Source organism: Serratia sp. CY76391 (assembly GCF_052166695.1).
In the GTDB taxonomy this organism is placed as follows: Bacteria; Pseudomonadota; Gammaproteobacteria; order Enterobacterales; family Enterobacteriaceae; genus Serratia; species Serratia nematodiphila.
In genome coordinates, this window is record NZ_JBJNOJ010000001.1 from 1,058,316 (window position 1) to 1,080,446 (window position 22,131).

General features: G+C 60.7%; 21 protein-coding genes, 2 tRNA genes and 2 other RNA genes. 14 read left to right on the top strand and 11 right to left on the bottom strand.

Annotated features, from left to right (window positions below; genetic code table 11):
* Positions 1 to 30: 30 nt before the first annotated feature.
* A complete protein-coding gene (gene sdeB, locus ACJ8PN_RS05390) occupies positions 31 to 3,174 on the bottom strand; it encodes a multidrug efflux RND transporter permease subunit SdeB (RefSeq protein ID WP_171453786.1) in 3,144 nt (1,047 codons plus the stop codon).
* 24 nt (positions 3,175 to 3,198) lie between these two features.
* Positions 3,199 to 4,386, bottom strand: coding sequence for a multidrug efflux RND transporter periplasmic adaptor subunit SdeA (gene sdeA / locus ACJ8PN_RS05395; protein ID WP_044031464.1), 1,188 nt, complete (start codon positions 4,384 to 4,386; stop codon positions 3,199 to 3,201).
* A gap of 294 nt (positions 4,387 to 4,680) precedes the next feature.
* Between sdeA and ACJ8PN_RS05400 the strand changes: the two genes are divergently transcribed.
* A complete protein-coding gene (locus ACJ8PN_RS05400; protein ID WP_004928813.1) occupies positions 4,681 to 5,037 on the top strand; it encodes a helix-turn-helix domain-containing protein in 357 nt (118 codons plus the stop codon).
* Positions 5,038 to 5,092: 55 nt separating this feature from the next.
* Here ACJ8PN_RS05400 and ACJ8PN_RS05405 read toward each other — a convergent pair.
* The 4 genes from ACJ8PN_RS05405 to ACJ8PN_RS05420 form a co-directional block, all read right to left on the bottom strand.
* Positions 5,093 to 5,212, bottom strand: a non-coding RNA gene (locus ACJ8PN_RS05405) — RtT sRNA.
* 46 nt (positions 5,213 to 5,258) lie between these two features.
* Positions 5,259 to 5,378, bottom strand: a non-coding RNA gene (locus tag ACJ8PN_RS05410) — RtT sRNA.
* A 46-nt stretch (positions 5,379 to 5,424) separates the two neighbouring features.
* A tRNA-Ser gene (locus ACJ8PN_RS05415) sits at positions 5,425 to 5,514 on the bottom strand.
* A gap of 538 nt (positions 5,515 to 6,052) precedes the next feature.
* Positions 6,053 to 6,142: transfer RNA gene (locus ACJ8PN_RS05420), tRNA-Ser, on the bottom strand.
* A gap of 447 nt (positions 6,143 to 6,589) precedes the next feature.
* Between ACJ8PN_RS05420 and ACJ8PN_RS05425 the strand changes: the two genes are divergently transcribed.
* From ACJ8PN_RS05425 to ACJ8PN_RS05450, 6 genes are all read left to right on the top strand, one after another.
* Positions 6,590 to 8,056 (top strand): peptide MFS transporter, encoded by a 1,467-nt coding sequence (locus ACJ8PN_RS05425; RefSeq protein ID WP_075685762.1) that lies wholly within the window; start codon positions 6,590 to 6,592, stop codon positions 8,054 to 8,056.
* Positions 8,057 to 8,183: 127 nt separating this feature from the next.
* A complete protein-coding gene (gene ghrA / locus ACJ8PN_RS05430; RefSeq protein ID WP_021505290.1) occupies positions 8,184 to 9,125 on the top strand; it encodes a glyoxylate/hydroxypyruvate reductase GhrA in 942 nt (313 codons plus the stop codon).
* Between the two features lie 90 nt (positions 9,126 to 9,215).
* Entirely contained in the window at positions 9,216 to 9,953 is a 738-nt protein-coding gene (locus tag ACJ8PN_RS05435) for a phosphatase (RefSeq protein ID WP_004928821.1), read from the top strand.
* A 42-nt stretch (positions 9,954 to 9,995) separates the two neighbouring features.
* Positions 9,996 to 10,574 (top strand): TorD/DmsD family molecular chaperone, encoded by a 579-nt coding sequence (locus tag ACJ8PN_RS05440; protein ID WP_411261510.1) that lies wholly within the window; start codon positions 9,996 to 9,998, stop codon positions 10,572 to 10,574.
* Positions 10,575 to 10,731: 157 nt separating this feature from the next.
* Complete coding sequence (locus ACJ8PN_RS05445; RefSeq protein ID WP_171455051.1) at positions 10,732 to 11,385, top strand: tellurite resistance TerB family protein; 654 nt, start codon at positions 10,732 to 10,734, stop codon at positions 11,383 to 11,385.
* A gap of 68 nt (positions 11,386 to 11,453) precedes the next feature.
* A complete protein-coding gene (locus tag ACJ8PN_RS05450; RefSeq protein ID WP_351109924.1) occupies positions 11,454 to 13,487 on the top strand; it encodes a S9 family peptidase in 2,034 nt (677 codons plus the stop codon).
* Positions 13,488 to 13,522: 35 nt separating this feature from the next.
* On the opposite strand, the gene exoX is transcribed toward ACJ8PN_RS05450, so the two are convergent.
* Positions 13,523 to 14,191 (bottom strand): exodeoxyribonuclease X, encoded by a 669-nt coding sequence (gene exoX, locus ACJ8PN_RS05455; protein ID WP_411261511.1) that lies wholly within the window; start codon positions 14,189 to 14,191, stop codon positions 13,523 to 13,525.
* A gap of 26 nt (positions 14,192 to 14,217) precedes the next feature.
* Positions 14,218 to 14,964 (bottom strand): carbon-nitrogen hydrolase family protein, encoded by a 747-nt coding sequence (locus tag ACJ8PN_RS05460; protein ID WP_437189049.1) that lies wholly within the window; start codon positions 14,962 to 14,964, stop codon positions 14,218 to 14,220.
* A 369-nt stretch (positions 14,965 to 15,333) separates the two neighbouring features.
* On the opposite strand from ACJ8PN_RS05460, the gene dksA reads away from it, so the two are divergent.
* Entirely contained in the window at positions 15,334 to 15,759 is a 426-nt protein-coding gene (dksA, locus tag ACJ8PN_RS05465) for an RNA polymerase-binding protein DksA (RefSeq protein ID WP_004928840.1), read from the top strand.
* Between the two features lie 4 nt (positions 15,760 to 15,763).
* Here dksA and ACJ8PN_RS05470 read toward each other — a convergent pair whose 3' ends face one another.
* Entirely contained in the window at positions 15,764 to 16,660 is an 897-nt protein-coding gene (locus ACJ8PN_RS05470; RefSeq protein WP_442534681.1) for a LysR family transcriptional regulator, read from the bottom strand.
* A 149-nt stretch (positions 16,661 to 16,809) separates the two neighbouring features.
* Between ACJ8PN_RS05470 and ACJ8PN_RS05475 the strand changes: the two genes are divergently transcribed.
* Positions 16,810 to 17,205, top strand: a complete 396-nt coding sequence (locus tag ACJ8PN_RS05475; RefSeq protein WP_442534682.1) for a RidA family protein — start codon at positions 16,810 to 16,812, stop codon at positions 17,203 to 17,205.
* Between the two features lie 156 nt (positions 17,206 to 17,361).
* Positions 17,362 to 18,315, top strand: a complete 954-nt coding sequence (pip, locus tag ACJ8PN_RS05480; protein WP_004928848.1) for a prolyl aminopeptidase — start codon at positions 17,362 to 17,364, stop codon at positions 18,313 to 18,315.
* A 31-nt stretch (positions 18,316 to 18,346) separates the two neighbouring features.
* On the opposite strand, the gene ACJ8PN_RS05485 is transcribed toward pip, so the two are convergent.
* Positions 18,347 to 18,577 (bottom strand): DNA polymerase III subunit theta, encoded by a 231-nt coding sequence (locus tag ACJ8PN_RS05485; RefSeq protein ID WP_016928156.1) that lies wholly within the window; start codon positions 18,575 to 18,577, stop codon positions 18,347 to 18,349.
* Between the two features lie 344 nt (positions 18,578 to 18,921).
* On the opposite strand from ACJ8PN_RS05485, the gene ftnA reads away from it, so the two are divergent.
* The 4 genes from ftnA (at position 18,922) to ACJ8PN_RS05505 (ending at position 21,443) form a co-directional block, all read left to right on the top strand.
* On the top strand, positions 18,922 to 19,440 hold the full coding sequence (gene ftnA / locus ACJ8PN_RS05490) for a non-heme ferritin (protein ID WP_015377481.1): 519 nt from the start codon (positions 18,922 to 18,924) through the stop codon (positions 19,438 to 19,440).
* A gap of 291 nt (positions 19,441 to 19,731) precedes the next feature.
* Positions 19,732 to 20,148, top strand: a complete 417-nt coding sequence (gene yobA / locus ACJ8PN_RS05495) for a CopC domain-containing protein YobA (RefSeq protein WP_046686875.1) — start codon at positions 19,732 to 19,734, stop codon at positions 20,146 to 20,148.
* Positions 20,149 to 20,150: 2 nt separating this feature from the next.
* On the top strand, positions 20,151 to 21,032 hold the full coding sequence (gene copD / locus ACJ8PN_RS05500; RefSeq protein ID WP_171453791.1) for a copper homeostasis membrane protein CopD: 882 nt from the start codon (positions 20,151 to 20,153) through the stop codon (positions 21,030 to 21,032).
* A gap of 69 nt (positions 21,033 to 21,101) precedes the next feature.
* Entirely contained in the window at positions 21,102 to 21,443 is a 342-nt protein-coding gene (locus tag ACJ8PN_RS05505) for a YebY family protein (RefSeq protein ID WP_442534683.1), read from the top strand.
* 318 nt (positions 21,444 to 21,761) lie between these two features.
* Here the strand turns inward: ACJ8PN_RS05505 and ACJ8PN_RS05510 are convergent, their stop codons facing one another.
* Positions 21,762 to 22,127: a tyrosine-type recombinase/integrase gene (locus ACJ8PN_RS05510; protein WP_171453793.1), complete on the bottom strand. Its 366-nt coding sequence runs from the start codon at positions 22,125 to 22,127 to the stop codon at positions 21,762 to 21,764.
* Between the last annotated feature and the right edge of the window lie 4 nt (positions 22,128 to 22,131).

Below are 22,131 nucleotides of genomic sequence, written 5' to 3' on the forward strand. Positions count from 1 at the left end.
GCCCGACCTTTTTGCATTTTAGAGCGAGTCTTACGCCGTCTGTGGCTGCGCTTTGCGCGCCACCAGGCGCCGCAGGGTGACGTAGAACACCGGCGTCAGGAACAGCCCGAACAGGGTGACCCCCAGCATGCCGGAGAACACCGTGATGCCGGTGACGCCGCGCACTTCGGCGCCGGCGCCATGGCCAAGGATCAGCGGGATGGTGCCGGCGATGAAGGCGATGGAGGTCATCACGATCGGCCGCAGCCGCAGGCGGCAGGCCTCCAGCGCCGCTTCGACGATGCCTTTGCCCTGCATTTCCAGTTCGCGGGCGAACTCGACGATCAGAATGGCGTTCTTGCAGGCCAACCCCATCAGAACGACCAGCCCGACCTGCACAAACACGTTGTTGTCGCCGCCGGTCAGCCACACGCCGAACAGCGCCGACAGCATGGTCATCGGCACGATCAGGATCACCGCCAACGGCAGCGTCCAGCTTTCGTACAGCGCCGCCAGCGCGAGGAACGCCAGCAGCACCGCCACCGGGAACACCACCAGCGCGGCGTTACCCTGGGTCGATTGCTGGTAACTCAGATCGGTCCACTGGATGTTCATGCCGTTCGGCAACAGCTTGCCGGCCATCTGCGTCAGCGCGCCCATCGCCTGGGTAGAGGAGAGCACGCGCGGATCGGCGTCGCCGATCAGATCCGCTGCCGGGAAACCGTTGTAACGGATCACCGGATCCGGGCCGTAGGTGGTGCCGATGCTGACCATACTGCCGATCGGCACCATTTCGCCCTTATCGTTGCGGGTGCGCAGGTTGGCGATGTCTTCCACGCTGTCGCGGAATTGGCCGTCGGCCTGCGCCATCACCTTCCAGGTGCGGCCGTAACGGTTGAAGTCGTTAATGTAAGACGAACCGAGGTAGGTCTGCAGCGTGCTGAACAGCGCATTGAGCGGCACCCCCTGCGCCTTGGCCTTGTCGCGATCGATTTTGGCGTCCAGCTGCGGCACGTTGGCCTGATAGGAGGAGATCGGGAACCCCATGCCCGGCGTTTGCATAATGGCGCCGGACAGGGTGTTGATCGCCGTCTGCAGCGCGCCGTAACCCAGCCCGGCGCGATCCTGCACGTACAGTGAATAGCCGGAGCCCTGGCCGATGCCGAGGATCGGCGGCGGCATGATGGAGAAAGCGAAGCCTTCCTGGATCTGTGAAATGCGCGCGTTGATCTCGGCGTTGATCTGCGCTGCGGTGCGGGTGCGGGTGCTCAATGACTCCAGCGCGAAGAACACCGTGCCGGTATTCGGCGTATTGGTGAACTGCAGCGCGTTCAGGCCGGGGAAGGCCACCGCATCGGTGACGCCGTCCACGCTCAGGCCGATGGCGCTCATCTTGCGGATCACCGCATCGGTGCGCTCCAGCGAGGCGCCTTCCGGCATCTTCACGCCGCCGATCAGGTACAGCTTGTCCTGCGTCGGGATAAAGCCGCCGGGCACGGTCTTAAACATCACGCCGGCGGCGGCCAGCAGCAGCAGGTAGACGACGAACACTGCGCCGCGCCGGCCCAGCACGCGGGAGACGCCCTGTTGGTAGCGTTGCGAACCGCTGGCGAAGAAGCGGTTGAACGGCCGGAACAGCCAGCCGAACAGCCGGTCGATCAGGCGCGACGGCAGGTCTTTTGGCGCGCCGTGCGGTTTCAGCAAGCGCGCCGCCAGCGCCGGCGACAGGGTCAGCGAGTTGATGGCGGAGATCACCGTCGAGATGGCGATGGTGACGGCGAACTGCTTGTAGAACTGGCCGGTGACGCCGGAAAGGAACGCCATCGGCACGAACACCGCACACAGCACCACGGCGATGGCGATGATCGGGCCGGAGACCTCGCGCATAGCCTGGTGCGCCGCCGCCAGCGGCGACAGCCCCTCTTCGATATTACGCTCGACGTTTTCCACCACCACGATGGCGTCATCCACCACGATGCCGATCGCCAGCACCAGCCCGAACAGGCTGAGGGTGTTGAGCGAGAAGCCCAGCAGATACAGCGCGGCGAAGGTGCCGACCACGGAGATCGGCACCGCCAGCAGCGGAATGATCGAGGCGCGCCAGGTCTGCAGGAACAGAATGACCACCAGCACCACCAGGATCACCGCTTCCAGCAGGGTATCTACCACCGCGCGGATCGAGTCGCGCACGAATACCGTCGGGTCGTACGGCGACTTCCAGCTCATGCCGTCCGGGAAGCGGGTCGCCAGCTCGGCCATCTTGCCGCGCACCGCGTCCGACAGCTCGATGGCGTTGGCACCCGGCGACTGGAAGATGCCGATGCCGACCGCATCCTTGTTATTAAGCTGGGCGCGCAGCGCGTAGCTGCCGGAGCCCATTTCGATGCGCGCCACGTCGCGCAGCCGCACGATCTCGCCGTTATCACCGCTCTTGAGAATGATGTTGCCGAACTCTTCTTCGGTTTGCAGGCGCCCCTGGGCGTTGATCGACAGCAGATAGTCGCTGCGCGTCGGCATCGGCTCCGCGCCGAGCTGGCCGGCGGAGACCTGCACGTTCTGCTCCTGCATGGCGCTCACCACGTCGGAGGCGGTCAGCCCGCGCGCGGCGACTTTGTTCGGATCGAGCCAGATGCGCATTGCGTATTCGCCGGCGCCGAAGATCTGTACCTGGCCGACGCCCGGCAGGCGGGCGAGTTCATCCTTGACCTTCAGGGTGGCGTAGTTGCGCAGGTACAGCGAGTCGTACTTGCCGGAAGGCGATACCAGATGCACCACCAGCGTCAGCGCCGGAGACTGTTTCTGGGTGGTGATGCCCTGGCGGCGCACGTCTTCCGGCAGGCGCGCTTCGGCCTGCGCCACGCGGTTTTGCACCTGCACCTGCGCCTGATCGGGATCGGTGCCCGGGCGGAAGGTGACGGTGGTCACCAGCACGCCGTCGGAACCGGCGACCGATTTCATGTACATCATGTTTTCGACGCCGTTGATCGCTTCTTCCAGCGGCGTGGCCACCGTTTCAGCGATCTCTTTCGGGTTGGCGCCCGGGTATTCTGCACGCACCTGCACGCTGGGCGGCACCACGTCCGGGTACTCGCTGATCGGCAGCAGCGGGATGGCTATCACCCCGGCGACAAAAATCAGTATCGACAGCACCGCGGCGAAGATCGGCCGGTCGATGAAAAAGCGGGAAAAGTCCATGGGTCAGAAGTCTCTGCTGGGAGCTTAGTTAAGCGTGGAGGCGATAGGGTTCATGGCGACGGCTTTCGCGTCGACCGGCATGCCCGGCATAAACACTTTCTGCATGCCGTCGACGATCACCCGATCGCCGTTTGCCAACCCTTTCTGCACGATGCGCAATCCTTCGGCCATGCGGCCCACGTCAATGTCGCGGCGCTGCGCCTTGCCGTCTTTATCGACGATGTAAACGAACTTGCGGTTCTGGTCGGTCATCACCGCTTTGTCGTCGATCAGCATGGCGTTGAACTCGGCGCTGCCGGGCATCTGTACCCGGGCGAACAGCCCCGGCGTGAAGCGGCGATCGCGGTTGTCGAGCAGGGCGCGCATGCGGATGGTGCCGGTCCCGGCGTTCAGTTGGTTATCGGTGAAGTCCACCAGCCCCTGATGCGGAGTGCCGTCTTCGCCTACCAGGCCGACTTTCACCGGCAGGCGGGCATCGTGCCGGCCTTGCTGCTGATAGCGCAGGAAGGTGGCTTCATCCACGTCGAAATAGACGTAGACCTTGTCGAGCGACACCAGCGTCGTCAGCACGCTGGCGCTGTCGCCGGCGGTGACCAGGTTGCCGGCGGTGATCATCGCGCGGCTGGCGCGCCCGTCAATCGGCGCGGTAACGCGGGTAAAGTCGAGATTCAGCTGCGCCATATCGAGCTGGGCCTGCGCCGCCAGCACGTTGCTTTGCGCCTGCGCGGCGGACGACCGGCGCTGCTCCCATACTTCCTGAGAGATGGCCTGAGTGCCGATCAGTTTCTCGGTGCGCGAGGATTCGCTGCGCGCCAGGGCGGCCTGGTTGCGCGCTCGCACCAGCTCTGCCTGCGCCTGTTCGCGCGCGGCGCGGTAGGTGCGATCGTCGATGGTGAACAGCACTTGGCCTTTTTTCACCTCGTCGCCTTCGGTGTAGTTGACCCGCTCGATGTAACCAGAGACCCGTGGGCGCAGTTGCACGCTCTGCACCGCCTCGACCCGGCCGTTGAAGGCATCCCACTGGCTGATCGGCTTGACCACCACGCTGGCGGCGCTGACCACCGGCGGCGGCGGCGGGGCATTGTGCGCGACGCTGTTGTCGCACCCGGCGAGCAGGGCGGCCAACAGCGCCACCCCGGAGAGCCGCTGGCCCAGAGCGACGGCGCGCGTGCGGCCGCCGGCGTTGAACGATGAGTTTGGTTGATTTGCCATTATTTTTATTCCGATAAGTAAGCGCGGTCAGGCCCCATACCCGGCCCTGTTCTCCGGGATTCGCCCCGCGCCGGCGTGCGGTGAGGGGGCGGCTGCGCCGTGCAGCGGCGCAACGTTAGGTTTTGAAACACATTGGTGTCACATTAATGTATCAATATCGGTTACATTAATTGGGTGGAGTATAGTGGCGGCTTTCCAATAAATGCAATAATAAAAATTGCATTTAAAGCGAAACTGTTGCAACGTATGTGCATCGGGCAGAGGGTGACCCTGCCGAATGATGGGAGCATCTGCATGAACACTACGGGCTTTATTACCGATTTGAAGGCGTGGATCGACAACAATCTGGAAGAGAAACTGGATATCAACACCGTGGCGGACCGCGCGGGCTATTCCAAATGGCATCTGCAGCGCATGTTCAAACGCCAGACCGGCTACGCGCTGGGGGAGTATATCCGCATGCAAAAACTGAAAGTGTCGGCGGAGCGCCTGGCCAACAGCGGCGAGCCTATCGTCAGCGTGGCGATCTCGCTCGGCTTCGACTCACAGCAGTCGTTCAACCGCAGCTTCAAACGCCAATTCGGCCAAACGCCGGGCGACTGGCGCCGCGCGCTGGCGCAGCCGGCGTCAATGGGGCGCACGCACCACTGAGCGGTTGGGGTGTGGGGAGAAAAAAAGCCTGAATTTGCGTTCGGGCTTTTTTGTATGGCGGTGAGGGAGGGATAGATTCGCTGCGCTCACCCTGCGGGCCGCCGTTGGCGGTCCAAAACGCAGGCGTTTTGTCGAACCCTGTCGAGGGTTCTCACCCTCCCGGTCGGTGCGTTATGCAAACAAAAAAGCCTGAACGTGAGTTCAGGCTTCTTCGTAGAATATGGCGGTGAGGGAGGGATGGATTCGCTGCGCTCACCCTGCGGGCCGCCGTTGGCGGTCCAAAACGCAGGCGTTTTGTCGAACCCTGTCGAGGGTTCTCACCTTCCCGGTCGGTGCGCTATGCAAACAAAAAAGCCTGAACGCGAGTTCAGGCTTCTTCGTAGAATATGGCGGTGAGGGAGGGATTCGAACCCTCGATACACTTTCGCGTATACACACTTTCCAGGCGTGCTCCTTCAGCCACTCGGACACCTCACCATATTTTTTTGTTGCGAAATCATCGCTGCAACGGGGCGCTACTATAGGGAGTGGGGCCGATCCGGTCAAGAATAATTTCTGTGTTTTTGTTCGTCCGCTCAAGCCGTGTTCACTTTGCTGAAAACTGCGGCGAACGGCAGGGCGGAAGCCATGAAAAGGTGGGAAAATCAGGAGTAAGGTTCGTGGATAACCGGTGGAAATGGGAATTACGGGCGCGGGCTGTGGGCTTGATTCGCTGCGCTCACCCTGCGGGCCGCCGTTGGCGGTCCAAAACGCAGGCGTTTTGTCGAACCCTGTCGAGGCTTCTCACCCCTCTCGGCGGTGCATCATGCAAAAAAAAAGCCTGGACGTTAATCCAGGCTTTCTCTTTGAATTTGGCGGTGAGAGAGGGGTTGATTCGCTGCGCTCACCCTACGGGCTGCCGTTGGCGGTCCAAAACGCAGGCGTTTTGTCGAACCCTGTCGAGGCTTCTCGCCCCTCTAGGCGGTACACCATGCAAAAAAAGCCTGGACGCGAATCCAGGCTTTCTCTTCGAATTTGGCGGTGAGAGAGGGGTTCGAACCCTCGATACACTTTCGCGTATACACACTTTCCAGGCGTGCTCCTTCAGCCACTCAGACACCTCACCGTTTTGTTGCCGAAAACGCTTTGCGCTGTCGACGGGCGCTAATGTAGGAGAATCTGATCTCAGCGTCAACCCTCTTATTTCATTCTCATGACTGTTTAGCCAAACTTGCAGCAATTTGCTGATTTACCGAACGATATTCCCACTCTTAGCCACCGGCGGGCAGGGCGGACTACGTTCAAAACGCGTGAAAGATGATTGTTTGACCTTTTTCTGTGCGAGTAGCTCAATATATCGCCAATGAGAACGTTCTATTTGCTGTTATATGCATTAATACTGGATTATTAGTCAAATGTGTCGCTAAATGGAATTATGTCGGCGCGGCGTTTTTGGCAAGGAATATCACGGCGCCGCGTAGATTGCCGGGAGACAGGCCGGCGATATCGCAGACAGGGACAGACTCATTACATAATAATGCAGTAGAGGTTCGTTTTGACTCCTTCAGATGCCATGCCGGCGCCGCAAGCGCGCCATGCTATTCCCCCCGGTGCGGGGGCGCTGTTCTTCATCCAGATCTTCGCCACGCTGGGCTTCGCCGTGCTTTACTCCACGCTGGTGCTGTACGCCACCAAGCGATTGGGCTTCAACGAAAGCAGCGCCAATGCCATGATGGGCGTGTTCGGCGCCTTCAACTATGGTCTGCACATGTTCGGCGGCTACCTCGGCGGCCGTTTCCTCAGCAACCGCAACCTGTTCGTGCTGGGCATGGTGCTGCAGGTGATCGGCTGCGCGCTGATTGCCGTCGCGGGCGTGTGGGGGCTGTACTGGGGGCTGGCGATGTTCCTGACCGGCAGCGGCCTTAACGTGACCTGCATTAATATGATGCTCACCCAGCGTTTCAAACCGGACGATGACCGGCGCGAATCGGCATTCCTGTGGAACTACGCCGGCATGAACCTCGGGTTCTTCGTCGGCTTTACCGTGGCCGGTTATTTCCAACTGACGGAAAACTACCGCGCGCTGTTCCTGTTCGCCACGCTGGGCAATGCGGCGGCGATCATCGTCGCCGTCTGCCGCTGGCGCATTCTGGCGGATCTCAATACGCCGCTGCACGATGCCAGCCGCAGCCAATACCGCTGGCGTATGCTGGTCGGGCTGGCGGTGCTGGTGGCGCTGGTGCCGATTATCCGCGTGATGCTGACCCACGCCGAGTTCAGCGGCCATTTCGTGATCGTGCTCGGTGCGCTGATCTTCCTGATGCTGTGCGTGGTGACGCTGCGCCACCATCCGCGTGATGAGCGCCGCAGAATGGCGGCCTATCTGATCCTGGCGCTGGGGTCGCTGGTGTTCTGGGCGCTGTATCAGCTGGCGCCGATGGGGCTGATGCTGTTCTCCGAGCACAACATCAACCTGAACGTTTACGGCATTCAGGTGGCGCCGCAGTGGATCCAGAATATCAACACGCTGGTGATCGTGGTGGGCGGCCCGCTGCTGGCCTGGTGGTTCAATCGGCTGCGCGCCCGTGGTTGCAACATCGACATTCCGCTGCAGTTCTCCGGATCGCTGTTCTGCATCGGGCTTGGCATGCTGGTGCTGCCGCTGGGCATCAGCATGGCCGGCGGCGACGGGCTGGTGGCGTTTAAATGGATCGTCATCAGCTATGTGTTGCAAAGCGTCGGTGAATTGATGATCTCGCCGATCGGTTACGCGATGATCGGCAAGCTGGCGCCGCCGCGCTATCAGGGCGTGATGATGGGCTGCTGGATGATGGTGACCGGCGTCGCCTCGGTGCTGGCGGGCTACGTCTCCGGCCTGATGCCGGAAAACAGCGGCAGCACGCCGCTGCAAACCAATCCCGGCTACAGCGAAATCTTCAGCGCGCTGGGTTGGGGGGCGACGGGCGTCGGCGTGGCGATGCTGATTTTAATTCCGCTGTTGCGGCGTCTTATCCGGCGCGACGGCGCGTCTGCCGCCTGATTTTGCGAACATGCACAACAGCCCCACTGGTCGGGGCTGTTTTTATTTTGGGCTTTAACGCTTGCATCCGGCGATGAATCGCGGAAGGCTGAAGGAAAACCAATAAAAACAAACCGGAGCCCGCAGTATGAACATCATCTATTACCATCCCTTATTTAACGCCCAGGAATGGCTGACCGGCATCAAGCAACGCCTGCCGCAGGCCGAGATCCGCGAATGGCAGCGCGGCGACGAGCGGCCGGCGGATTACGCGCTGGTATGGCGCCCGCCGCACGAGATGCTGGCCAACCGCCGCGATCTGAAAGCGGTGTTCGCCCTCGGCGCCGGCGTCGACGCGATCCTCGATCAGGAACGCAAGCACCCCGGCACATTGCCCGCCGGCGTGCCGCTGCTGCGGCTGGAGGATACCGGCATGGCGCAGCAGATGCAGGAATATGCGCTGAGCTATGTGCTGCGCTATTTCCGCCGTTTCGACGAGTATCAGGCGTTGCAGCAGCGGCAGGAATGGCAGCCGCTCGATCCCCACTCGCTGGATGATTTCACTATCGGCATCCTCGGCGCCGGCGTGCTGGGGCAGAGCGTGGCGCGCAAGCTGACCGAGTTTGGCTTCAGCGTACGCTGCTGGAGCCGCAGCGCCAAACAGATCGACGGCGTGCAAAGCTTCGCCGGAGAGGCGCAGCGCGGCGCCTTTCTCGACGGCGTCAAACTGCTGATCAACCTGCTGCCCAATACGCCGGAGACCGTCGGCATTCTCAACCGCGAGCTGTTCGCGCAACTGCGGCCGGGCGCTTACCTCATCAACATCGCGCGCGGCGCGCATCTGGTGGAGGCCGATCTGCTGGCGGCGCTGGAGCAGGGGCAGCTGGCCGCCGCCACGCTGGACGTGTTCGCCCGCGAGCCGCTGCCGCAGGATCACCCGTTCTGGCGTCATCCGCGTGTCACCATTACCCCGCATATTGCTGCCATCACGTTGCCGCAGCAGGCGATGGATCAGATCGCCGCCAACATCCGCGCGCTGGAGGCGGGGCATGCCCCGGCCGGCGTGGTTGACAGGCAACGGGGTTACTGAGCCTTCAGCCGCCGTTCGGTAACTGATAAGCTGTTATCGTCATCGCGCCTGCCCGTACCTTTGCGGGCGGGCCCTCTGGAAGGAGAAACAATGTACCCCGTTGATTTGCATATGCACACCGTCGCCAGCACCCACGCCTACAGCACGCTGCACGATTACATCGCCGAAGCCCAGCAGAAGGGCATCAAGCTGTTCGCCATCACCGATCACGGCCCGGACATGGCCGATGCGCCACACTATTGGCACTTCATGAACATGCACGTGTGGCCGCGCCGGGTGAACGGCGTGGGCATTTTGCGCGGTATCGAAGCCAACATCAAAAACCTGCAGGGCGACATCGACTGCACCGGCCCGATGCTGACGGCCACCGACGTGATCATCGCCGGTTTCCATGAGCCGGTGTTTGCGCCGCAGGATAAAGCGTCCAATACTGAAGCGATGATCGCCGCGATGGCGCAGGGAGACGTGCATATCATCAGCCACCCCGGCAACCCGCGTTACCCGATCGACATTCCCGCCGTCGCGGCGGCGGCGGCCAAATACGAGGTGGCGCTGGAGTTGAATAACTCGTCGTTCACCCACTCCCGCAAGGGCAGCGAGGCCAACTGCCGGGCGATCGCCGCCGCGGTGCGTGACGCCGGCGGCTGGCTGGCGCTGGGTTCGGATTCGCACGTCGCTTTTTCACTGGGTAATTTCGAGCACTGCGAGCGCATCATCGAAGAGGTGGGCTTCCCGCAGGAGCGCATTCTCAACGTCAGCCCGCGCCGGTTGCTGGATTTTCTCGAGCGGCGCGGCAAGCCGGCGATTGCGGAATTGGCCGATTTGTGACATCGTCCCGGCAAAATTTTCCGTATTGTATAAGGCATTATCATGAATGAGTTTTCCATTGTCTGCCGCGTGCTGGGTACGCTGTTCTATCGCCAGCCGCAGGATCCGCTGCTGGTGTCGCTGTTCGCCTTGATCAAAGAGGGCAAGCTGCAGCAGCACTGGCCGCTGGAGCAGGATGAGCTGCTGAAGCGCCTGCAGCAGGGCTGCGACGTCAACCAGCTGGCGACCGACTTCAACGCGATGTTCGTCGGCAGCGAATGCAGCGTGTCGCCGTTCCGCTCCGACTACGTCGAAGGCGCCAGCGAAGCGGAAGTGCGCACCTTCCTGCAGCAGCGCGGCATGCCGCTGGCGGAGGCGCCGGCCGACCATTTCGGCCAGCTGCTGCTGGCGGCTTCCTGGCTGGAAGATCAATCGCAGGAAGATGAAGCGCAGGCGCAGATCGCGCTGTTCGACGAGTTTCTGCTGCCGTGGTGCGGCCGCTTCCTCGGCAAAGTGGAAGCGCACGCCACCACCGGTTTCTACCGCACGCTGGCTCTGATGACCCGCGACGCCATCCAGGCGATGCGCGACGAGCTGGCGGAGTACGAGCAGGACGACGAAGCGGGCGACGAAGACGCGTAACGCCGCAGCCATCCAGGCGGGCCGCCCGGCCCGCCGATCCGCTAAACACAGGTTTGCATCCCCCAGACGTAAATTGACAAAAGATCCCCTAATCTGGCGGTTTACCGTCGGTTCGGCCGCGCCTGCGCGCCGCGCTTTTTCACGCAAGGGGTAGATGATGAAAAGTAACTGGATGCAGCAGATTCAAACGTTGATCGGGCAGAAGGCCGGCGCGATGGGCGGGGCGGAAGGCATCGGCAAGCTGCTGGCGCCCACGGCGCTGGGCGGTTTGGTCGGCGTGCTGTTGGCCAACAAATCCTCGCGCAAGCTGGTGGGCAAGTTCGGCAAGAATGCGCTGATTATCGGCGGCAGCGCGGCGGTGGGCGCGGTGCTGTGGAACAAGTATAAGCAGCGGGTGAAAGAGACCCATCAGGACGAACCGCAGTTCGGTTTGCAAACCACGCCGGTGGATCTGCGCGCCAAGCGTTTGGTGCAGGCGTTGGTGTTCGCCGCCAAGAGCGACGGCCATATCGATGCCGATGAGCAGCGCGCCATCGATCACAGCCTGTCGCAGCTGCAGGTGGGGGAAGAGGCGCAGGGCTGGGTGCAGGAAGCGCTCGATCAGCCGCTCAACCCGGACTTGATCGCCCGCAGCGTGCAAAATGAAGACGAGGCGCTGGAGGTTTACTACCTGAGCTGTCTGGTGATCGACGTCGATCACTTTATGGAGCGCGGCTACCTCGATGCGCTGGCGCAGGCGCTGAAGATCCCGGCGGACGTCAAGCAGGGCATCGAGAGCGACGTCAACGAGAAAAAGCGCGAGCTGGCGTAGCGCCGCTTGGCAAGCCGGGGGGAATCGTGTCACTCTTGCCGCAATCTATGTAAGCGGATGATTTAGCAATGATGACCCCACCGAAAGCGGAAAAACGTCCTTATCCCATCACCATCCACGGCGACACGCGCGTGGATGACTACTACTGGCTGCGCGACGACGAGCGCGCAGACCGTCAGGTGCTGGACTACCTGCAGGCGGAGAACGCCTACACCGATGCAATGCTGAAGCCGCAGCAGGCGCTGCGCGAAACCCTGTACGAAGAGATGGTGGCGCGCATTCCGCAGCAGGAACATTCGGTGCCTTACGTGCGCCACGGCTATCGCTATCAGACGCGCTACGAGCCGGGCAACGAATACGCGATTTATGTGCGCCAGCCGCAGGCCGAGAGCGAGCACTGGGAAGTGCTTATCGACGGCAACCAGCGCGCCGAGAACCACGAGTTTTACACCCTGGGCGGGCTGGACGTCAGCCCCGACAATCAGCGTCTGGGGGTGGCGGAGGATTTCCTGTCGCGCCGCCAGTATGACATTCGCTTCAAGAACCTGGCCGACGGCAGCTGGGCGGACGAAGTGTTGGAAAATACCTCCGGCAGCTTCGAGTGGGCTAACGACTCCTCGACGGTGTACTACGTGCGCAAGCACGCCAAGACGCTGTTGCCGTATCAGGTCTATCGCCACGTGGTGGGCAGCGATCCGCAGCAGGACGAGCTGATTTACGAAGAGCTGGACGATACCTTTTACGTCGGGCTGGAGAAGACCACCTCCGAGCGTTTTATCCTGATCCACCTGAGCAGCACCACCACCTCGGAGATCCTGCTGCTGGACGCCGATCGTGCGGACGCCAAGCCGCAGCTGTTCGTGCCGCGCCGCAAGGATCACGAGTACGCCATCGATCACTATCACCAGCATTTCTACATCCGCTCCAACAAGGACGGCAAGAACTTCGGCCTGTACCAAAGCGAGCAGGCGGACGAAGCGCAGTGGCAGACGCTGATCGCCCCGCGCGCCGACGTGATGCTGGAGGGCTTCAGCCTGTTCCGCGATTGGTTGGTGGTGGAAGAGCGCAATGCCGGCCTGACGCTGCTGCGCCAGATCCACTGGCAGACGGGCGAAGAGAAGCGCATCGCCTTCGACGATCCGACCTACACCACCTGGCTGGCGTATAACCCGGATCCGGAAACCGCGCTGCTGCGCTACGGCTATTCGTCGATGACCACCCCGACCACGCTGTACGAGCTGAACATGGACAGCGGCGAGCGGACGATGCTCAAACAGCAGGAGGTGAAGAACTTCACGCCGGAAAACTACCGCAGCGAGCGGGTGTGGGTGAAGGCGCGCGACGGCGTCGAGGTGCCGGTCTCGCTGGTGTATCGCCAGGACAGCTTCCAGCGCGGCGTCAACCCGCTGATGGTGTACGGCTACGGCTCTTACGGCAGCAGCATGGATCCGGCGTTCAGCGCCAGCCGCCTGAGCCTGCTGGATCGCGGTGTCGTGTTCGCGCTGGCGCACATTCGCGGCGGCGGTGAGCTGGGGCAGCTGTGGTATGAAGACGGCAAACTGTTCAACAAGCAGAACACCTTCAACGACTTTATCGACGTGACCGAAACGCTGATCGCCCAGGGGTACGGCGACGGCAAGCGGGTGTTCGCCATGGGCGGCAGCGCCGGCGGTCTGCTGATGGGCGCGGTGATCAACCAGGCGCCACAGCTGTTCCACGGCGTGGTGGCGCAGGTGCCGTTCGTCGATGTGGTGACCACCATGCTGGACGAGTCGATCCCGCTGACCACCGGCGAATACGACGAGTGGGGCAACCCGAACGAGCAGGCCTATTACGACTACATCAAACAGTACAGCCCGTACGATCAGGTGAAGGCGCAGGCATACCCGCATCTGCTGGTGACCACCGGCCTGCACGATTCGCAGGTGCAGTATTGGGAGCCGGCCAAGTGGGTGGCCAAGCTGCGCGAGCTGAAAACCGACGATCGGCAGCTGCTGCTGTATACCGACATGGATGCCGGCCACGGCGGCAAATCCGGCCGCTTCAAGGCCTATGAGGATATTGCGCTGGAGTACGCCTTCATTCTGGCGCTGGCGGAGTAACGGCGAACAGCGGGCGGCCTGCGCCGCCCGCTGTGTTAGCCAATCAGATAGTATTTCAGCGTGTGTTTCATGTCCGGGCTCAGATCGTCGATGGATTTCAGCATCCAGCGCAGATAGCCGGGATCTTCCTGGGCGATGCGATCGATTTCCTGCCCGCGATACTTGCCGAATTTGAACTTCTTCAGCAGCACCGGCTGTTCGGTGATCTGCACCATTTGCTCCGGCGTCCAGCCCGAATCCTTGATGATGCGTTGCAGCAGCGCGGCGGTGACGTAGCAGTCATACAGCGCGCGGTGCGGGTACAGCGTGGCGTCTGCCGGCAGCTGCACGTCCAGGTTCAGCGCATAGCGCAGATACTGGTTGCCGTACTTGATGTCCGGATACAGCGTGCGCGCCAGCTTGAGGGTGCAGATCCAGGCGCCGTTCATCTCCGGCAACACCCCGCGATCAAAGGCGGCGTTGTGCGCCACATAGTAGGGGCTGCCCTGATAGCGGCTGATCGCCACCGCGATGCGCGGTTTGCCTTCCACCATCTGTTCGGTGATGTGATGAATCGCCATCGCGTCGAGGCTGATGGGGCGGTCCGGGCTGACTAGATCGCTCATCGGATTGGTTAACTGGCCGTCGAGCAGATCGAGGGAGGCCACTTCCACCACGCCGCCGTCCAGCCCGCAGGTCTCGGTATCTATTACGCGTAACGTCATGCTTTCCTCCGCGTTGCCGTCAGGCTTCAGCTTAACCGGCACAGGCGACCGTGCCAACCGTCGGAAGTCTTGCCGGCGATGATCAGCCCAGGAGCGTCATCCGGCGCGGCAACCAAAAGCGCTCCCGTTTCATCCCAGATGGCGCTGCGGCCTGCCGGGATCCAGCCGCCGGTCGGCGCCGCATGGTTGACCATCAGCGTGACCATGCCGTAACGCCGGGCATAGCCTGCCAGCGCGGCGCTGTCTTTCGCGTAACCGGCTTCAGATACCAGCACGCCGGCAGCATAAATCTGCGCGCCCGCCTGTGCGGCGGCGCTCGCGTGGCCGGGCTCCGAAGTATCGGCACAGATAGCCAGCGCGATGCGTTGCCGATGTATTTCCAGCAGCGTGCCGCCATTACCGGGCAAGAACCGTTGCCGTTCCGCGCCGTGCAGATGCTGCTTGGTATAGGGCGTCAATGCGCCATTGGGATGAAAGATCAAGGCAGCGATATGCAGCGCCTGGCCGCTGCGTAAGGGCGCGCCGACGATGATCGTCATCTGATGCGATTGCGCCGCCGCAGCGAGCGGTTGCAGACGCGGATCGCCCAGCGTCAGCGCCAGTTCGGCAGCATCAGCCAGTTCATAGCCGCTGAGCGACAGTTCGGGAAACACCAGCAGCTGCACCTGCTGTTGGGCTGCCTGCGCGACAAATTCAAGGTGACGTTCAAGGTTGCAGGCGATATCGGCCGCAGCGGCGGGGTATTGGGCGGCGGCGAGGGTGAAGCAGGACATCGGCCATCTCTCCTGTGAGGCAATAAAAAACCCGCCTTGGCGGGTTTAATTACGGATGGAAGGACGCTTACTCACCAGACGGATGCGCTTTTTTGGCGCGTTTCTCTGCACGTTTCTCAGCTGGGGTTTTCAACGGCTTCTTCTTCGCATTTTTTTTGCTATCCATTCCCTTACTCATGATGGCCTCTCGTTACCTATGATTGGGTGGCTTGCTCAGCCATTAACCGCCTAAAGCCGGCAGGATGCAAGCGACAAAGTGCGAATTGCACTTAACCGGCTGTTTGCACGTAAAATTTTGTTTTTGGATGACCGGGTGATAAAAATAATTATTATGTTATAATATTACACTTTCAATATTCGGAGAACGCAATGACTGTGATGGCATTACCGGATGCGCAGCAACTGCTGGCCATGCCGGATTCTGATTATATGAACTCGGTTCAACGGGCGTTTTTCCGTCAGCTGCTGCAGGATGAGCGGCAAAAGCTGCTGCTGCACATCGATGAGCTGAAAAAAGAGATCGACGGCGGCGAAGCGACGGGCGATGAGGCCGACAAGGCGGCGCGCGAAGAGGATCTGCGCCTGCTGTTCCGCCAGCTGGATCGCGAAAGCCGCCTGCTGCCGAAAATCGATGCGGCGCTGGCGCGATTGCAGAACGGCGAGTACGGCTACTGCCGTGAAACCGGCGAACCTATCGGGCTGGCACGCCTGCTGCTGCGCCCGACGGCGGAGCTGAGCATCGAGGCGAAAACTGCACAGGAGATGCGCGAGCCGCATATGCGCAAAGGCGGGTAAGGTCTCAGCCGCCGAGCGTATCCACCAACAGATCGAGAAAGCGCCTGACGCGTGGTTCCAGCAGGCGCTTATTCGGATAGAGCGCCACAATCCTGACTTCTTCACCCGCCACGGCGCGCAACACCTGCCGCAGACGGCCGGCGGCCAAGTCCCCCGCAATCATAAACTCCGGCAGATACGCGATGCCCAACCCGGACAGAGCGGCGTCGCGTAACGCTTCCCCACTGTCCAGCCGCAGGCGGCCGCGCACCGGGGCCTTGACCCATTCGCCGCGCTCGTCGCGCAGCCGCCAGGGCTGTTTTTGGTTGCGGCTGCTGAACAGCAGAGCCTCATGCCCGGCGAGCGACTCGACGGTTTGCGGTTCGCCACGGGCGGCGAGGTAGGCGGGGGAGGCGCACAGCAGGGCGCGATACCTGGCGAAGGTTCTGGACACCAGCCGGGTATCCGGCGCCGTGACGCCGATCCGCACCGCCAAATCAAATCCTTCTTCCACGATATCCGCCAGGCGATCGGAAAAACTGATCTCCACCTGCACCTCAGGCCAGGCGACGAGAAATTTCGGCACCAGCGGCAACAGGATCCGTCTGCCGAAGGCGGCGGGAGCGGTCAACCGCAGCACCCCGCGTGCGGTGCCTTTGTCGCCGGCCACGCTGGCCTCTGCGTCGTCGACCGAAGCGAGGATCTGCAGACCGCGCCGATAAAACTCTCGCCCCTCGTCGGTCAGGCCAAGCGAACGCGTGGTGCGATGCAACAGCCGCACGCTCAGCCGCTGCTCCAGACGCGCGATGGCTTTGCCCGCCGCCGAGCGCGATAGCCCCATCGTCTGTCCGCCGGCGACAAAACTGCCGGCGTCGACGACGGCCATGAAAACCTGAATGTCATTGAGATTCGCCCGCAGCATGCCGCCCCCCAGAGAGCCGGTGATAAGATAATTAATTTAACATATTCAATGCATTAACTGCATAGTCAATGTCGTTTCAGTGACGACGTCCATTCGCCAATCAAACGATTATAGTCGTCATGGAAACGATAAACGGTTGGAGAAGCAGCATGAAAAACGGCATCACGCACTACCATCACGGGGTCATTTGGGAAGAGGAGAATGGCGTGTCCCAAGGCATTCGCGTCAAAGACACCCTCTACATTTCGGGGCAGTTTTCCCATGATATGCAGGGTGAGTTTATCGGCGCGGGCGATATCGAACGGCAAACCCAACAGACGTTGGACAACCTGGATCGGGTATTGGTGGGATTCGGCGCCGAACGTTCGAACCTGACGTATGTGGAGATCTACCTGACCGACGTACAGGCGCATTTTGAACCCTGCGTTGCGTTGTTCAAACGCTATGTCGGCGCTCACCGGCCCGCCGGTTCGCTGATCGGCGTCACCGGGCTGGCTTCGCCCGAGCAGTTGGTGGAGATCAGCGCGATTGCGCACCTGAACTGATCGGGCCTGTGGGCATTTTGCCGGCAGGTCGTTGTGATTTTGAGCAAACGCGCGCCGAGTTCCCGGCGCGCGTTCGAGTTTTCGGGTTTTACCGTTGACCTGCCGGGCGGCTTCCGCTTTGATGAAAGCATGACTCACAGAGAGACGGAAAGCGCCATGGAACAATTACGAGGTTTGTACCCGCCGTTAGCGGCATACGACAGCGGTTGGCTGGATACTGGGGATGGCCACCGGATCTACTGGGAGCTGAGCGGTAACCCGAACGGTAAACCGGCGGTCTTCATTCACGGCGGGCCGGGCGGCGGCATCTCCCCGCATCATCGTCAGCTGTTCGATCCCGAACGCTACAAGGTGCTGCTGTTCGATCAGCGCGGCTGTGGCCGCTCCCGTCCGCATGCCAGCCTGGACAACAACACCACCTGGCATTTGGTGGCCGATATCGAACGGCTGCGCGAAATGGCCGGCGTCGAACAATGGTTGGTGTTCGGCGGTTCCTGGGGCTCCACGCTGGCGCTTGCCTATGCGCAGACCCACCCGGAGCGCGTCAGTGAAATGGTGCTGCGCGGCATCTTCACCCTGCGCAAGCAGGAGCTGCATTGGTATTACCAGGACGGCGCTTCGCGCTTCTTCCCGGAAAAATGGGAGCGCGTGCTGTCCATCCTCTCGGATGACGAGCGCAAAGACGTGATTGCCGCCTACCGGCAGCGGCTGACCTCGGCCGATCCGCAGGTGCAGCTTGAAGCGGCCAAACTTTGGAGCGTGTGGGAAGGGGAGACGGTCACGCTGCTGCCGAGCCGCGAATCCGCTTCGTTTGGCGAGGATGATTTCGCGCTGGCGTTCGCCCGCATTGAAAACCACTACTTCACCCATCTGGGGTTCCTGGAAAGCGACGACCAACTGCTGCGCAACGTGCCGCTGATCCGCCATATTCCGGCGGTGATCGTCCACGGCCGTTATGACATGGCCTGCCAGGTGCAGAATGCCTGGGACCTGGCCAAGGCCTGGCCGGAGGCGGAGCTGCATATCGTGGAAGGGGCGGGGCATTCGTATGATGAGCCGGGCATTTTGCACCAGCTGATGATCGCCACCGACCGGTTTGCCGGCAAGTGACGCAAAAAACCCGCCGTAACGGCGGGTTTTTCTATTTAGCCTTCGGCTCGTACGGCAGGCGCGAAAACTTGTGGGATTCCGCGCGGTAGTGCGCCACGCGCTCGCGAAAATAGTCGCGCAGCGCTTCCGGTTGCTCGCGCTCCACCACTTCCGGGATCACCGGCATGTTGTAGCGCTCTTTGTACGCTACGCCTGAGGCGGCGAGATCCACATTCACCCTGTCCATTTCCTCTTTGGACAGCTCGGCCAGATTGTAACCCACGCTATGCTCCTTACTTACTTTGCCGCATTGAATCTGCGCAGAAGGTAATCCACCCGGCGGCGCTTGGCAAGCCCATTACGCCGTTGCCGGGAGCGATATTTATCCGAGAGTAATGCAATCTATTTATTCTTTTAAATAAGAATGATTCGCCTTTTGATTAAAATAAAAGATGAAAATAATTATCATGTGAATTCTCAATGTGGGTTTGATATTTTAATTTATTGATATTTATGATTTTTATAATTAATGTTTGCTTGGTGTGAATAATGTGTTTTTATTTTTACGGCAGCAGGGCATAATGCGCTGAAATTAAATTCATGACCTGCAAAATAAAAGGAATCATTATGCTGACGCAAGAAATGACTCAAAAGCTGAATGAGCAACTGAATCTGGAGTTCTACTCCGCCAACCTGTATCTGCAGATGAGCGCATGGTGCAGCGATAAAGGCTTTGAAGGCGCCGCCGCATTTCTTAAAGAGCATTCTCAGGAAGAGATGCAGCATATGCAACGTTTGTTCGACTATCTGAGCGACACCGGCTCTCTGCCGCTGCTGGGCACCATCGCCGCGCCGCCGGTGGCGTTTGAGTCGCTGGCGGACGTGTTCCAGCAGACCTACGAACACGAACAGCTGATCACTCGTCAGATCAACGAACTGGCGCACGCCGCCATGACCGCACACGATTACTCCACCTTCAACTTCCTGCAGTGGTATGTGGCGGAGCAGCATGAAGAAGAGAAACTGTTCAAATCCGTGCTGGACAAGCTGGCGCTGGTGGGCACCAGCGGCAAGGGCCTGTTCTTCATCGACAAAGATCTGAAGAAAATGGGCGCGATGGGCCAGGGCGGCAACGACCAGGCCTGATCTGCACCAGAGCATCGAAAAACCGCGCGCGGGCGAGCCTGACGCGCGGTTTTTTTTACCCTGCGTTTATCGCGGTTATGCGGCGATACGTGCTGCCGGATCGCAAAATGCCAGTGATGCGCTCGACTTGCCGCGGCGTGGTCGTTATGATTTACCGCGATACGCTACAGGGATGGTAGAGTCAAAACAGCGGGTTAGCCGATACAACCCGTTTTTCTGTTTACCCGTGGCGCAATCATTGCGGTGGGTTGGGGCCGCTGATACATCGCCTTGGCTGTGGCCTTAACCCTTATGACCCTCTTTATATTGTTAAGGGATACCACTGTGATCGGTAAAATTCGTTCCTCCTGTCGCCTGCTTTCCACCGTTTTCGTCCTGTTCGTTGGCCTGTCTTCGCAGCAAGCGCTGGCGCACGCCCATCTGAAAGTGGAAACGCCGAAGGCCGACGCCAGCGTCAGCCCGGCGCCGAAGGCGCTGACCCTCAGCTTCTCCGAAGGCATCGAACCAAACTTCAGCGGCGTGAAAATCACCGGCCCGGACAACGCCGTGGTGAAAACCGGCAAGCTGCAGCTCGATCCGAACAACAACACCCAGGTCAACGTGCCGATTGAAGGCGAGCTGAGCGCGGGCAAATACAACGTCAGCTGGCATGTGGTATCGGTCGACGGGCATAAAACCAAAGGCCAGTACAGCTTCACCGTAAACTGATCGTGACTCTGGCGACCCTGTTCGTTCTGTGTCGCTTGGTGCACTTTGCGGCGGTGATGCTGATGTTCGGCATCAGTCTGTTCACCGCCTTATTGTCACCGCAGCGCCTCTCCCCGATCCTATCCCGCGATGTGCGTCCGCTGCTGCTTGCCGGCACCTGGATTGCCGGGCTTTCCGCCGTGGCGCTGCTGGCCATCCAGGCCGGGCAGATGGGCGACGGTTGGCAAGACGCCTGGCGGCTGGAGGTCTGGTGGGCGGTACTCGGCACCACCTTCGGCGAAGTGTGGCGTTGGCATCTGGGCCTGTCGCTGCTGGCGATCCTGTGCCTGCTGCTGCCGGAACGGCCGCGCGCGCAGGCGTTGGCGTTGTGTTCGGCGCTGCTGCTGGTGAGCCTGGCGTTCATCGGCCACGCGGCGATGCATGAAGGCGCGTTGGGCGCGCTGCACCGCGCCAACCATGCGGTGCACCTGCTGGCCGCAGGCTACTGGTTCGGCAGCCTGGCGCCGCTGCTGGTTTGCCTGCGTTACCTATCGCCGCCGCAGTGGCGCAGCGACGCCATCACCACGCTGATCCGTTTCTCGCGCTGGGGGCACCTGGCGGTGGCGGCGGTGATTGTTACCGGCATCGTCAACAGCCTGATCATTCTCGGCGGTTGGCCGCTCAACCTCGGCTCGCCTTATCAGCGCCTGCTGCTGATCAAAACCGCGCTAGTGGCGCTGATGGTGATGGTGGCGCTGGCCAATCGCTACGCTATCGTGCCGGCGATGAGCCGCGTACCGGCGCTGGCGCAGCGTGGCGTGGTGCTGGCCTGCTGGCTCGAAGTCGGGCTGGGGATGGCGGTGCTGCTGCTGGTCAGTTTATTTGCAACCTATGCGCCGGTATGACATTTCAGCTTGCCGCAACCGGGCAAGCTGCGGGAAAATCGACGCGAATAGCAACCTTAAGGCCATCACATGAAATCGGTATTACTCGGCATTACGCTGCTGGCAACCGCGACCAGCGCGCTGGCGGCAGACAAACTGGTGAACATCACCAAACTGGAGTACGGCAAACAGTGGGCGTTCACCAAGGAAGAAGTGACGCTGCAGTGCCGCAGCGGCGGCGCGCTGTTCGTGCTCAACAACAGCACCCTGATGCAATACCCGCTCAACGACGCGGCAGAGCAGCAGGTGAAGAAGGGCCATCAGCGCGCGCAGCCGCTGGAGGTGATCCTGCTGGACGACCCTGCCGAACCGGGGAAAAAAATGAGCATGGCGCCGTTTATCGAGCGCGCCGAGAAGCTGTGCGCTGACTAACCGCTTGTTTGCCAACGCCTTGCCCAGCGTGCGCAGATTGATGCGCATTTGCCGCATAGTTATTTCGTCACGAAACTATCACGCAGCCGCCGGGCGGCTGGCAAAACTGGCGCGGTAGGCTACTCTTAAAGTGCACGGCTGAACAAGCCCTGCATTAAATGCCAACTTTTAGCGCACGGCTCTCTCCCAAGAGCCATTTCCCTAGACCGAATATAGGAATCGTATTCGGTCTTTTTTTGTGTGATTGATTTATAAGGTAAAATTTCACCCATCCACGAAAATACACGAAATTTCCACGAAATCCTATATCCGGTCTTTTTAGACAAGTACGTATTCTTTGCCTCTGAGATCGAGATATTTCTTCGTCATGAGTGCTGATTTGTGGCCCAGAAGGCGCTGTGCAAACTCTTCCCCTTTTTCCATGCTGTATAGCCGTGACGCGAGACTGCGGATCTCGTGAAATGTTGGTGGATTGTCACCAAGATCCAGCGTTGAGGCATTCCTGGCTTTCACAAATGCTTTGGTTAAAGCGTCAGGGTGTAACGATGTATCACCTTTCTTAGAACGCCGCGTAGTGTTGATGATGTAGTTTGAAGAATGCGAGGTTCGGCAGCGCTCTATTACATCCCCCAAGCGAAGATTTGCCGCTTCAAGATGTAGGCTTAAAGGGATGGCGATACGCATTGAC

Excerpts from the sequence above, each read along its gene's own strand:
- sdeA (WP_044031464.1), bottom strand. The coding sequence starts at position 4,386 with ATGGCAAATCAACCAAACTCATCGTTCAACGCCGGCGGCCGCACGCGC.
- ACJ8PN_RS05460 (WP_437189049.1), bottom strand. The coding sequence starts at position 14,964 with ATGTCCTGCTTCACCCTCGCCGCCGCCCAATACCCCGCCGCTGCGGCC.
- yobA (WP_046686875.1), top strand. The coding sequence starts at position 19,732 with ATGACCCTCTTTATATTGTTAAGGGATACCACTGTGATCGGTAAAATT.
- ftnA (WP_015377481.1), top strand. The coding sequence starts at position 18,922 with ATGCTGACGCAAGAAATGACTCAAAAGCTGAATGAGCAACTGAATCTG.
- ACJ8PN_RS05470 (WP_442534681.1), bottom strand. The coding sequence starts at position 16,660 with ATGCTGCGGGCGAATCTCAATGACATTCAGGTTTTCATGGCCGTCGTC.
- exoX (WP_411261511.1), bottom strand. The coding sequence starts at position 14,191 with ATGACGTTACGCGTAATAGATACCGAGACCTGCGGGCTGGACGGCGGC.
- ACJ8PN_RS05435 (WP_004928821.1), top strand. The coding sequence starts at position 9,216 with ATGTACCCCGTTGATTTGCATATGCACACCGTCGCCAGCACCCACGCC.
- ACJ8PN_RS05505 (WP_442534683.1), top strand. The coding sequence starts at position 21,102 with ATGAAATCGGTATTACTCGGCATTACGCTGCTGGCAACCGCGACCAGC.
- ACJ8PN_RS05400 (WP_004928813.1), top strand. The coding sequence starts at position 4,681 with ATGAACACTACGGGCTTTATTACCGATTTGAAGGCGTGGATCGACAAC.
- ACJ8PN_RS05425 (WP_075685762.1), top strand. The coding sequence starts at position 6,590 with ATGCCGGCGCCGCAAGCGCGCCATGCTATTCCCCCCGGTGCGGGGGCG.
- ACJ8PN_RS05445 (WP_171455051.1), top strand. The coding sequence starts at position 10,732 with ATGAAAAGTAACTGGATGCAGCAGATTCAAACGTTGATCGGGCAGAAG.
- ACJ8PN_RS05450 (WP_351109924.1), top strand. The coding sequence starts at position 11,454 with ATGATGACCCCACCGAAAGCGGAAAAACGTCCTTATCCCATCACCATC.
- sdeB (WP_171453786.1), bottom strand. The coding sequence starts at position 3,174 with ATGGACTTTTCCCGCTTTTTCATCGACCGGCCGATCTTCGCCGCGGTG.
- ghrA (WP_021505290.1), top strand. The coding sequence starts at position 8,184 with ATGAACATCATCTATTACCATCCCTTATTTAACGCCCAGGAATGGCTG.
- ACJ8PN_RS05440 (WP_411261510.1), top strand. The coding sequence starts at position 9,996 with ATGAATGAGTTTTCCATTGTCTGCCGCGTGCTGGGTACGCTGTTCTAT.
- ACJ8PN_RS05475 (WP_442534682.1), top strand. The coding sequence starts at position 16,810 with ATGAAAAACGGCATCACGCACTACCATCACGGGGTCATTTGGGAAGAG.
- pip (WP_004928848.1), top strand. The coding sequence starts at position 17,362 with ATGGAACAATTACGAGGTTTGTACCCGCCGTTAGCGGCATACGACAGC.
- dksA (WP_004928840.1), top strand. The coding sequence starts at position 15,334 with ATGACTGTGATGGCATTACCGGATGCGCAGCAACTGCTGGCCATGCCG.
- ACJ8PN_RS05510 (WP_171453793.1), bottom strand. The coding sequence starts at position 22,127 with ATGCGTATCGCCATCCCTTTAAGCCTACATCTTGAAGCGGCAAATCTT.